Raw genomic sequence first — 11,915 nt, forward strand, 5'->3', positions numbered from 1 at the left:
AAATAACCAAGTGAGGCATTAGTTGCAAAAAAATAATTTTGCGGCACCCTGACAGCTATCAAAACGAAATATTAAATCCTTTGGCGGCGCCAATAAAAAAGCGGGAACTTAAAAAAGTTCCCGCTTTTTTATTACACCTGCGCTTCGGTTTTCTACTGACCAATATTAGCATTATAATAACCTTCCTTAGGGATTTCTATATGATATTCTTTTCGCGAAGCGTTATTTAGATGATCCTCACGCAACCAAGGATTGTGAAGCTTTAAAATTTTATAGTTGATCCCAAACTGTTGTGCAAACTTTACAAAATCGGTCACTACAGTATCTACTTTCACCTTATATGACGGAACATCTTTGTACAAATCCTCCTGGGTATAATTGAACCCATAGCGCTCTGGATCTGATAAAATCTGTTTTAACGCCAAAATTCGAAACACATATCTTCCGGTCTCTTCGCCTAATAGTAAGTCGTAATACCCATTAACATCCTGCTGGTTTAATCTTCTGCTCATTCCGGCATTACCCGCATTGTAACCCGCTGCTGCAAGCGTCCAACTTCCTAAACTAGCTTTAGACTTCTTTAAATATTTACAAGCAGCGCGCGTTGACAATTCCACATTATACCGCTCATCTACATTATCATTTACTTCAAGACCAAGTTCTTTTCCGGTACTGCTTAAAATTTGCCAAAATCCGGTGGCACGTGCAGGAGAAACTGCTTGTGTCAAACCACTTTCAATAACAGCTAAATATTTAAAATCATCAGGCAAACCTTCTTCTTCTAAAATAGGCTCGATAATCGGGAAATATTTTGCGGCTCTTTTAATCAGCAACAACCCATTGGACTGCCAGTAAGTATTGACCAAAAGTTCACGATCTAAGCGCTCTCGTATATCTGGGTTATCAAGAGGTACTGCCTCACCTGCAAACTCTAACTGATCTGGCAACGGAATAGCATACACGTTATAATCATTTACCAGTTTATCTGTTTTCTTTATTTCAGGATCTGTATTTGTTGTTGTGTTATCTTGCTGTACAGCTTGTACACACACTGCAGTAGTGGCAACAAGCCCAACACCGGCGAGTATATTTTTTATATTGATCATAGCAAATTTTGTATTGAAGTTCGATCGCAAATTAGCAATTAATTCTCGATAATCTTAGGCAAGTTTTTGTTAAACCACTTACACTTAGTAATTATCATCGCGTGTGTTCCTCCCGGAATAGGGATGCAATTATTTATATATCTATACGGAAAAACAGGATCACTGGTACCGTGAATATGAACAAGATCTTCTTTGCATTTTACTTGATCCCAACACAGCATTTGCTCTAGCGCCCAAGTAAGGTAAACAGGATCTGTGATTGAAAGGTATTTTTGATAAAGCTCTACTTTGTGTTTTAACCGATCTCCTATCGCATAGTTAGCAAGCGTGTCTACATTGCGCGCCAGACTCACAGGCGCAATGCGATAAAGTCCCAGAGCACGACAGAAGCGCATACGTTTAGGCAGTTCTAACTTAGATTTTACACTGCTCACGATAATAAGTTTACGATACGTAATAAATTTTGCCATTTCCTGTACCAGCACGCCACCAAAACTTACACCTAACAAAACAGGATTAGCCTCTTTAACCTCTTCAAGCATTCGCTTAGCGTAATCTTCTAAGGTTTCTGAAGGTTGTGGGATCTTCCAAGAAAGTGCGTGAAGCGTATAGTTTTTTTCGGGCAGTTTTATATGCTCAAAAATACTAGGATTAGCCGCCATTCCCGGCATTAAATACACGTGTATCATAGCATTCAAAATTAAGGGTTTAACAGACTACTGCTAAAAATTTTGGCTTATTTTTTGTATATTTACTGATATGCCTATTACAAAAGCTCCCTATTTCACCCCAACTACAACCTTATCGAGCATTGTAAACTATTTTTCATAAAACAATTTATATGGATGTAATGACAGCGATTGAATTAACAGATAACGAGTTTTTAAGACAATTTGAAACCACCTTTGATGAGAAGTTGGCAAAAATTGAATATTCGCTTCAGGATCGGAAGATTTTTCTAACCAAGATTCATATGCCTGAGGGCACTGAAGATCGAATGAATGATTTTATCGTTGCTGTATTTAAAGAAGTCGAAGATCGCAATATTAGGCTAGTTCCTACCAGTCCTGAAATTGCAAAATTCATGAGGTCTAACCGTAGAAAGTACAAAAATTTATTGCCGGTAGGTATAAATATCTAAACGTCACTTCTACATTAAAGTAAAAAGCCTGTCTATTTAGACAGGCTTTCTTTATGCTAGAACTTCAGTAGTTTCGGTACAATATTCAAATCGCACCATGCCATCATCATCTATTTCCTTTAGCTCAATACTATGAGTTGTATTTACAAGTGCTGGATCCCAAGGAGCTTTTACTTTCACATAATTTTCGGTAAAACCGTGTATGTATCCTTTTTTGTTTTCGCCCTCAAATAATACAGTTCGCTGCGTACCTATTTGAGATTCATAAAATGCACGTCTCTTTTTAGCTGAAAGCCCTCTCAACATTTTACTGCGCTTTTTTCTTACTTTTAAAGGAACAACTCCGTCCATCTCTGCTGCTAAGGTATTGTCTCTTTCAGAATACGTAAAGACGTGGAGGTAAGAAATATCTAAAGCATTTAAGAAGTTATAAGTATCTAAGAAGTGTTCATCTGTCTCTCCAGGAAAACCAACAATAACATCCACTCCTATACACGCATCAGGCATTAACTTTTTAATCTGGGCCACACGATCTACATAGAGTTCGCGTTGATAGCGACGGCGCATTTTACCTAGCATCTCATTATTTCCACTTTGCAGTGGAATATGAAAATGTGGAACAAAAGCTCTTGAATTTGCTACCACCTCAATGGTTTCATTTTTCAGCAAATTGGGTTCAATACTTGAAATACGTAGTCGCTCGATACCTTCAACCTGATCTAATGCTTTAACCAGGTCTAAAAACGTATGCTCGTGTTTTTTGTTTCCAAATTCACCCTTTCCGTAATCTCCGATGTTTACCCCGGTTAATACAATTTCTCTGATCCCTTTAGCCGAAATCTCACGTGCGTTATTTAAGACATTCTCGAGCGTATCACTTCGCGAAATACCACGTGCAAGCGGAATTGTACAATACGTACATTTATAGTCACAACCATCCTGAACCTTTAAAAAAGCTCGAGTACGATCGCCAATAGAGTAAGAACCTACATAAAAATCTGCGTCTTCGATCTCACAGCTATGTACCTCACCCATATCGTTTTTAGATAAGTCATTGAGGTAGTCTGTGATCTTAAATTTTTCGGTGGCTCCAAGTACCAAGTCAACGCCATCAACATCAGCAAGTTCTTCTGGTTTTAATTGTGCATAACAACCTACTGCCGCTACAAAAGCATCAGGATTTACCTTTTGCGCTTGCTTAACAATTGTTTTAAAACGTTTGTCTGCATTTTCGGTAACACTACACGTATTGATCACGTATATATCAGCCGACTCACTAAAATCGACACGATCAAAACCTTCATTTTTAAAGCTGCGTGAAATAGTCGCCGTCTCTGAAAAATTAAGTTTACATCCTAACGTGTAAAACGCTACTTTTTTCCCTGCTTCGTTCATTACAATCTTCTTCACAATTGGTTACTTTTGTTTTGCTTAAAACGCCTAGTACCCTGTTTATTTAAAAGTGCAAAGTTAACTACAATTTTGCTCTTGCTCAAGTTTATAGATTTATTGGCAGCATCGAAGGAATTCATAACCTTCAAGGCTCGCCTTAAAATTGAAAAGCTCTGAGCCTTTGGCCAAATGCTCGTTTATGACTTTAACCTTTATGAAGCTTAATTCTTTTTTAAAATCTTTAGCTCACACGCACTCTTTTATTATCGGAACATTGTTTTTATGTCTAGTTTCATGTAATTCAAAAGCAGAAGCCGAGAATGACCTAAACGTTTTTAGATACAATGAGCATTATAATGTTGCCACACTTGATCCGGCTTTCGCCAGAAATCCACCAATAATATGGCCTACAAATCAATTATTTAATGGTCTAGTGCAACAGGATGATTCATTAAATATTGTTGCAGACATTGCTAAATCTTGGATGGTAAGCGAGGATGCCAAAACCTACACATTTATCCTGCGGGATGATGTTTATTTCCATAAACACGAACAGTTTAAAACTAAAGACAGTACCCGCAGCGTGGTTGCCGGCGACTTTGTTTACAGTTTTAACCGCTTAAAGAATGCTACGGTAGCCTCACCAGGAAGTTGGGTACTGAACAATGTTGAGCAGTATCGTGCGGTAAACGATACCACCTTTAGCATCACCTTACAAAAAGAATTTCCTGCATTTTTAGGCCTTTTGACTATGCGCTACTGTTCTGTGGTTCCCAAGGAAATCGTAGCGTTTTACGGCAATGAATTTCGTAGAAATCCTGTGGGTACCGGCCCTTTTAAGTTTAAGCGTTGGGAAGAAGGCGTGAAATTAGTGCTTCGGAAAAACGAACTCTACTTTGAACACGATGCCGATGGAAATCAACTTCCGTATTTAGAAGCCGTCGCGATCACTTTTCTTCCTGATAAACAAAGTGAGTTTCTTCAGTTTGCACAAGGAAATCTCGATATGTTGAACAGTCTTGACCCTTCTTATAAAGACGAATTGCTCACCGCCACCGGAAAGCTCAAAGACAATTATAAAGACCGCGTAAAAACCATAACCGGCCCTTTTTTAAATACGGAATACTTAGGTTTCTTTTTAGACAGCAAATCTGAAGAAGTCAGATCTAAATTGTTGCGCCAAGCTGTTAACTATGGTTTTGATCGTGTAAAAATGATCAAATACCTCAGAAATGGCATAGGTACTCCGGCAAACGCCGGCTTTATACCAAAAGGTTTGCCCGGCTACGGCACTTCAGGGTTTGAGTATGATCCGGCAAAAGCCCGAGATTTAATCAATCAATATATTAAAGAAACCGGCAACGGAACGCCTAGCATTACCATTGGCACAAACAGTCAATATTTAGACATTTGCGAATATATTCAGCGCGAATTAGGCAAACTTGGTCTCAATATTATTATAGATGTGATGCCTCCTTCTACCCTTCGGCAATTAAAATCTACCGGAAAACTTGACGCATTTAGAGCCAGCTGGATTGCAGATTACCCGGATGCTGAAAATTACCTTTCGCTGTATTACAGTAAAAATTTCACGCCAAACGGCCCCAATTATACCCATTTTAAAAATCAAACTTTCGATAGTTTGTATGAGGCAAGCTTTAAATTTTCAGATATTGAAAAACGAAAAGTCTTATATGAAAAAATGGATTCTATTATTTTAGAAAACGCGCCATTTGTAACCTTGTATTATGATCAGGTAATCAAATTTGTCCATAAAAATGTCACCGGACTTAAAGCCAATCCGCAAGATTTTCTGGTATTGAAAAGGGTTAGAAAATCCGCTAAAATGCAATAAATGGTGTAACAAAAAGCTATAAATCTCAACCAATAATACACTTAGGTACTACACACTTTTATAGGATCTACTTTTAAACTGTTGATTATGGGATTTGGAGGTTCGGTTGCGGCAATGTTGGCTACGCTTAACAATAACAAGCGTGAAAGAACCTCGCGTTTTGACAGCAAGCATCGAACGAATACGACTTCCCAGAACGCTTCCTCTAAATTGGTTTTCAAAAAATTAAATGATAAGGATTTATACGAAGTCAAAAAGCAAATTCAACAAAAGGCAAGCGCTCATAATAAGAAAGTTGCTGTGTTAACGATCATTAGTCTGGTTCTGCTAGCAGCGCTTATTCTATGGCTATTTCTAGATTCAGGCACTCCACTAGTTTAATCCCAATTCTTCACAATTAGCGGCTGCGACAGCTCGTTTTTCTCAATCGTTTTAGGTTAAAAAAATTTAAGAATGGAATTAAACGTTTGTTTAAATTAAACAAACGTTTAATTTTGTGCGCTCAATTTTTACTCGTTCATGGAACTCAATGACAAACAAAAAGAAATTGTTCAAGTAGCTGAAAAGCTATTTGCTGAATATGGGTTTGACGGTACTTCGGTGCGGCTCATCGCAAAAGAAGCCGGGATTAACATCGCGATGATCTCCTACTATTTTGGCTCTAAAGAAAAACTTCTGGAGCATATGGTGGTACATCGTATGTCTGGATTTAAAGTGAATCTTGATGAAATTATCGCTCAGGATGACCGCTCCTACCACGATCGTTTAAATGAAATTGTGGCGTTGTATGTGAAGCGCATTCATAAAAATAACCGCATTTATAAAATTGTGCATAACGAGCTCACCAACAATGCTCGTAGCCTCACCTTTGAACATTATTTATCTCAGAAAAAGAAAAACCTTGATTCGGTGACCAAGTTTATCGAGGCAGGTCAAAAAGCCCATGTGTTTAAAAAACATATTGAAATCCCCTTATTGATCCCGTCTATTCTTGGCACTTATTTTCACTTTCATTACAACCAGAGGTTTTACGAAGAAAGCTACGGTTTAAACACGCCAGAAAGCAAAGAATTATTCATTGAAACCACCCTTACTAAGCATATTCAAAAAATGCTTAATGCTTTAATTACCTATGAAGACTAGATTTATAATCACAGCTATCCCCTTATTCTTTAGCCTGTTTGTAAGTCAAGCGCAAAAGATCCAAAATCTTTCGCTTGATGATGTTGTACAGATGGCTTTAACCACAAGTGATGCATCAAAAATTAATGCCGCACAAGTGACTCAGGCACAACAAGCGCTTAAGGTCTCAAAAAATAATCAGTATCCTGACGTTGATATTTCAGGACAATACAGATATCTGACCAATGCAGATGTGAAATTGCAGATTCCCGTGAGTGCTACAAGTGCCGGAAACAGTGAAGAGCAGGCAACAGCTTCTCCTGATGTCAACGGACTGTGGTTAGGTTCTGCAAATGTAAGTATGCCACTTTTTTCGGGCTTTAAGCTTAAGAACAGCATTTCTGCAAGTGAAAATAAATTACAGGCTGCAATTTATAACGCGGCCAATGATCAAGAAGAACTGGCGTTGCGTGCGATACAAACCTATCTAAATCTGTATAAGGCGAATGCGACTATTGGACTGTTTGAAGATAATCTCAAAAGCGCCAATCAACGGGTGACCGATTTCAGCAATATGGAAGCAAATGGTTTATTGGCACGTAATGATTTATTAAAAGCGCAGCTGCAACAAGCAAATGTTGAGCTCTCTCTGGCGGAAGCAAAAAAGAACGCCAAAATTTTGAATTACAGGCTGAATGCCCTTCTAAAATTACCCGAAGAAACACAGATCAGCACTGAGGTAAATGCAGTAACACCGGTTGCAAACGGACTTCCTTCCACCGAAAATAGAAATGATCTTAAAGCTTTAGATTTTCAAGAAGAAGCACTTCAAGATCAGATTAAAGTAGCTAAGGCTGATTATTATCCGTCTCTAGCTTTAGTGGGTGGTTACATCGCGTTGGATCTCAATAATGCACTCACCGTAACCAATGCGATGAATGTAGGGGTAGGTGTTTCTTATAACCTCGCATCCCTTTTTAAATCTAAGGCTAACGTTAAATTAGCCGAAAGTCAGGCTCAGCAGTTACGTTACCAAATTGACGAAGCTACTGCCCAAGCTAAAGTAAATGCGCAAAACGCTTTTGCTGAATATAATCTTGCTTTAAACACCTTTGAAGTTTATGAAGTTTCTAAGGAGCAAGCTGAAGAAAACTACCGCATCGTAAAAGACAAATACGATAACGGACTTTCTGATACTAATGACCTCTTGGAAGCCGATGTGCAGCAACTGCAAGCCAACATTAATCTGACGTACGCTAAGGCAGACATTACCCAAACCTATTATCAACTTTTAAGTGCCGAAGGCGTACTTACCAAGCAATTTTCTCAAAATTAACCCTTCTACAATCATGGAACAGAAGAAAAAAACCAATAAAAAATTCATCATTATCACAGCCGTTTTAGTGCTCATTGGCGCAACCTACGGAACGATTAAGTTCATTCACTCGCTCTCGCACGAAGAAACTGATGATGCGCAGGTAGAAGCAAATATGAGTGCCATTATACCGCACGTAGGCGGTTATGTTGACCAAATTTTTGTTGAAGATAATGCTATTGTAAAAGCGGGAGACACGTTGTTCACTATAGATCAGCGCGATTACTTAGTTCAATTAGAGCAAGCCAAAGCAAGTTTAGCCGCCGCCGAAAGTCAGCTTGCTGTTGCGCAGTCTTCTATTGGTTCCTCTAAGGCAAATGCCAGCGCGTCCTATGCACAGGTTTCTTCAACTTACGGCAATATTGAGTCGGCCAAAATTCAGTTGAGAAGAGCTTCAGATGATTATACCAGATATAAAAATCTCTACGACAATAAGAGCATCACAACTCAGCAGTATGAGCAAGCTTTAGCGGCTAAGCAAGAAGCTGAAGCGCGTCTTTCGGTTTTAGAGAATCAACAAAAAGCAATGCAAAGTCAAAGCCGTGCGGCGACCTCTCAAAACGAAGTGACCGAGAAACAAGTCGCTGTTGCCGAAGCTAATATTAAAAGCGCTCAAGCACAGGTTGATGCCGCACAACTCAATCTGGATTACACGGTGGTGATCGCTCCTATAGACGGCCAACTTTCTTCGATAGAGATTCAAGAAGGGCAATTTGTTCAACCCGGTCAATCGCTCTTTTATCTTGTAAATACTCAGGATAAATGGATTGTTGCCAACTTTAAAGAAACGCAATTAAACGATATGAAAGTCGGTCAAAAAGTAGGCATTGCTATCGATGCTTATCCAGATGAAGAATTTGAAGGAGTCATTGCTAACTTCTCTCCTGCTACCGGCGCCCGATTCTCTTTACTTCCACCCGATAATGCAACCGGAAACTTTGTAAAAACCGTACAACGCCTACCTGTGAAAATCAATTTTACTGATGCTAACAGTAAGGAACGCTTGGCTTTGTTACGCGCAGGAATGAATGCAGAAATAGACGTACATCTAAACTAGAATAATATGGCTGAGGCTATAGAAGCAGAAGACAGTCTCGTTGAGTATGGCTTTAGACGCGTGATCATCACGATCACCGCAATTCTTTGCGCACTTTTAGAGATTGTAGATACCACTATCGTAAACGTAGCATTAAATGATATGCGTGGAAGCCTTGGCGCCACCTTGACTGATGTCGCGTGGGTAATCACCGCGTATGCCATTGCTAACGTGATCATCATACCTATGACCAGTTGGTTATCAAAACAGTTTGGTCGGCGGAATTATTTTGCGGTTTCCATTGTCATTTTTACGTGTTCTTCCTTTCTCTGCGGAAATGCTACAAACATTTGGGAGCTCGTTGCTTTTAGGTTTGTTCAAGGTCTAGGTGGTGGTGCGTTGCTGGTTACTGCACAAACTATTATAACCGAAAGTTACCCGGTCGCTAAACGAGGTATGGCGCAAGCCATTTACGGAATGGGTGTGATCGTTGGTCCTACCCTAGGACCACCTTTAGGTGGCTATCTAGTTGATAATTTCTCGTGGCCTTATATTTTCTATATCAATATTCCGATTGGGATCATTGCGACCTTTTTGACAATTCTCTTTGTTAGAAGTCCAAAATATGGTGAAAAACTCAGCGCCAATCAAGTAGATTGGTGGGGTATTGTATTTCTTGCTTCCTTTATTGGTTCGTTACAATTTGTACTTGAACACGGTCAACAAGACGACTGGTTTGAAGATCATATGATCGTAATTTTAAGTGTGGTTTCTTTATTTGGTCTTGTGGCATTTATTTGGCGCGAACTGGTTTATGAATTTCCTATTGTAAACCTAAGAGTGCTGCGCAATACCAATTTATGGACGGGAACTATAATGACCTTTATTCTAGGATTCGGTCTTTACGGCTCTACCTTCGTGATCCCGATTTACACCCAGTCCATTTTAGGGTGGACAGCAACCGATGCCGGCTTATTACTAATCCCGAGTTCGATAACCACAGGTTTAATGATGCCCATAATAGGGAAGCTCCTAGAACGCGGAATACCCGCAAAGTATCTAGTAGCACTGGGTTTTATTGGGTTTTTCTTATATAGCCTATGGATGCATAACCTGCTTACTCCAGATACCTCATCAGAGGCTATGTTTTGGCCTTTAGTGCTTCGCGGAATGGGTCTAGGACTGTTATTTGTCCCTATTACCACCTTAGCACTTTCTACATTAAAAGGAGCTGAGATTGGTGAAGGAGCAGCCTTTACCGGAATGATGCGCCAATTAGGAGGTTCGTTCGGTATTGCGATTATCACAACGATGATTTCACGCTTAAATCAGCAGCATCGGGTTGATCTGATTCCTAACTTAAGCAGTATTGATCCGCAAACGCAACAGCGTGTAAACGGTTTGCAGCAAATGTTTATAGGGAAAGGTTTTAGTTTTAATGAAGCCTTAGACCGTGCATACCAAGTATTAGAAGGAAGCATTAGCCTTCAAGGCACGGTACTCACGTATATGGATGTATTTCTATACTTGGGAATTCTGTTTTTAGTCTGTGTTCCCTTCGTTTTAATGATGAAGAATGGTTCGGGCAAACCGGCATCAGGAGCGCATTAATACCTTCTGTATTTAGCAGACTCCTCAAAGATATGTTCTAAGATCGCCGCTTCCTGCTCATCAAAAGGTATGTTGCGGCGTTCCATCACTAGTTTAGCGGTTTCAAAAGCTTTATTGGTTTTATAAGTGGTAAAACCACTGGCCCCACCCCAACTGAAACTAGGAACAAAATTACGTGGAAAACCTGTTCCAAAGATATTGACACTTACACCTATAACAGTTCCTGTATTGAACATGGTATTAATACCGCACTTGCTGTGATCTCCCATCATTAAACCACAAAATTGCAATCCGGTTTTTGCAAAACCTTCGGTCTCGTAATCCCAAAGACGCACTTCTTCGTAATTATTTTTAAGGTTACTGTTGTTAGAATCTGCACCAATGTTGCACCATTCTCCTAACACAGAATTTCCCAGATAACCATCATGGCCTTTATTTGAATACGCCATCAAAACCGAATTGGTAACCTCTCCTCCAACTTTGCAATACGGACCAATAGTAGTTCCTGTATAGATTTTCGCACCCATCTTTACGGCAGCGTGTTCGCAAAGTGCAAACGGCCCGCGAATGAGTGCTCCCTCCATAATTTCAGCATCTTTGCCGATGTAAATGGGCCCGTCCGAAGCATTAAGCGTGCAAAAATTGATTTTGGCACCTTCTTCAATAAAGATATTTTCTGCGTGAAGCGTTTGTACTCCTTTAGGTATTTCAGCAGAAATTCTTCCTTCGGTGATCAAATCATAATCCAGCTGAATGGCTTCGTGATTTTTACTAAAAATATCCCAGTTATTTTCAATCTTAAAAATACCTTCAACCGTAACTTCTAATTGCTCATAGGTATCAAAATCTATTTCTTCCTGGGTGTCTTTAGTGTAAAAAGCAACGATATCATCCCCATCAAAAAGGGCTTGATTTTCCTGTAGATCCAGTACTTGTTCTACCAGAACTTCCGTAGGAATATACGATGCATTGATCATTACATTCTCTTCAAACTCCACCATAGGGAATTTTTCAGACAAATACTCTTCAGTAATTGTAGAAGTTGTACTTCCCAGGTGTTTTTCCCACTTCTCCCGTATGGTTAAAATTCCGATTCTGAGATCTGCGACAGGTCTAGTATAGGTAAAGGGTAAGAGCTTTTTACGCGCAGGACCGTCAAAGAGAATATAGTTCATAAGTGTAGTGTTTCTGGGTAAGCGAAAATAAACATTTATCTTTAGAGAAAAGCTATTGCTCCATCTAATAGCGCAAGGTTAAAATGATACACTTGGGAATTG

Annotated in this window: 11 protein-coding genes; 7 read left to right on the forward strand and 4 right to left on the reverse strand. The window is 39.4% G+C overall.

What is annotated here, in order from left to right; all coding sequences use genetic code 11:
- Positions 1-152 precede the first annotated feature (152 nt).
- Both BUA96_RS09625 and BUA96_RS09630 read right to left on the reverse strand, forming a co-directional pair.
- A complete protein-coding gene (locus BUA96_RS09625; protein ID WP_072982587.1) occupies positions 153-1,106 on the reverse strand; it encodes a lytic transglycosylase domain-containing protein in 954 nt (317 codons plus the stop codon).
- A gap of 38 nt (positions 1,107-1,144) precedes the next feature.
- Positions 1,145-1,795, reverse strand: coding sequence for an alpha/beta fold hydrolase (locus tag BUA96_RS09630; RefSeq protein ID WP_072982588.1), 651 nt, complete (start codon positions 1,793-1,795; stop codon positions 1,145-1,147).
- Between the two features lie 152 nt (positions 1,796-1,947).
- Here BUA96_RS09630 and BUA96_RS09635 point away from each other — a divergent pair, with 152 nt between their 5' ends.
- Positions 1,948-2,247 carry an N-acetyltransferase gene (locus BUA96_RS09635; RefSeq protein WP_084673114.1) on the forward strand — a complete coding sequence of 100 codons (300 nt, stop codon included), beginning with the start codon at positions 1,948-1,950 and terminating at the stop codon, positions 2,245-2,247.
- Positions 2,248-2,298: 51 nt separating this feature from the next.
- Here the strand turns inward: BUA96_RS09635 and mtaB are convergent, their stop codons facing one another.
- Positions 2,299-3,642, reverse strand: coding sequence for a tRNA (N(6)-L-threonylcarbamoyladenosine(37)-C(2))-methylthiotransferase MtaB (gene mtaB / locus BUA96_RS09640; protein ID WP_072982590.1), 1,344 nt, complete (start codon positions 3,640-3,642; stop codon positions 2,299-2,301).
- 196 nt (positions 3,643-3,838) lie between these two features.
- Between mtaB and BUA96_RS09645 the strand changes: the two genes are divergently transcribed.
- From BUA96_RS09645 to BUA96_RS09670, 6 genes are all read left to right on the forward strand, one after another.
- Positions 3,839-5,494: an ABC transporter substrate-binding protein gene (locus BUA96_RS09645; RefSeq protein WP_233430630.1), complete on the forward strand. Its 1,656-nt coding sequence runs from the start codon at positions 3,839-3,841 to the stop codon at positions 5,492-5,494.
- Between the two features lie 87 nt (positions 5,495-5,581).
- Positions 5,582-5,875: a hypothetical protein gene (locus BUA96_RS09650; RefSeq protein WP_072982592.1), complete on the forward strand. Its 294-nt coding sequence runs from the start codon at positions 5,582-5,584 to the stop codon at positions 5,873-5,875.
- A gap of 138 nt (positions 5,876-6,013) precedes the next feature.
- Positions 6,014-6,637, forward strand: a complete 624-nt coding sequence (locus BUA96_RS09655) for a TetR family transcriptional regulator (RefSeq protein ID WP_072982594.1) — start codon at positions 6,014-6,016, stop codon at positions 6,635-6,637.
- Positions 6,627-7,952, forward strand: coding sequence for a TolC family protein (locus tag BUA96_RS09660; RefSeq protein ID WP_072982595.1), 1,326 nt, complete (start codon positions 6,627-6,629; stop codon positions 7,950-7,952). Before BUA96_RS09655 ends, BUA96_RS09660 begins: the two co-directional genes overlap by 11 nt.
- Before the next feature lie 13 nt (positions 7,953-7,965).
- Positions 7,966-9,048 (forward strand): HlyD family secretion protein, encoded by a 1,083-nt coding sequence (locus BUA96_RS09665; RefSeq protein ID WP_072982596.1) that lies wholly within the window; start codon positions 7,966-7,968, stop codon positions 9,046-9,048.
- Between the two features lie 6 nt (positions 9,049-9,054).
- On the forward strand, positions 9,055-10,638 hold the full coding sequence (locus BUA96_RS09670; protein ID WP_072982598.1) for a DHA2 family efflux MFS transporter permease subunit: 1,584 nt from the start codon (positions 9,055-9,057) through the stop codon (positions 10,636-10,638).
- Here the strand turns inward: BUA96_RS09670 and BUA96_RS09675 are convergent.
- Entirely contained in the window at positions 10,635-11,813 is a 1,179-nt protein-coding gene (locus tag BUA96_RS09675; protein WP_072982600.1) for a GlmU family protein, read from the reverse strand. The two genes, BUA96_RS09670 and BUA96_RS09675, sit on opposite strands and share 4 nt — an antisense overlap.
- Between the last annotated feature and the right edge of the window lie 102 nt (positions 11,814-11,915).

Origin of the sequence: Leeuwenhoekiella palythoae, assembly GCF_900130045.1 — a bacterium.
GTDB lineage: Bacteria > Bacteroidota > Bacteroidia > Flavobacteriales > Flavobacteriaceae > Leeuwenhoekiella > Leeuwenhoekiella palythoae.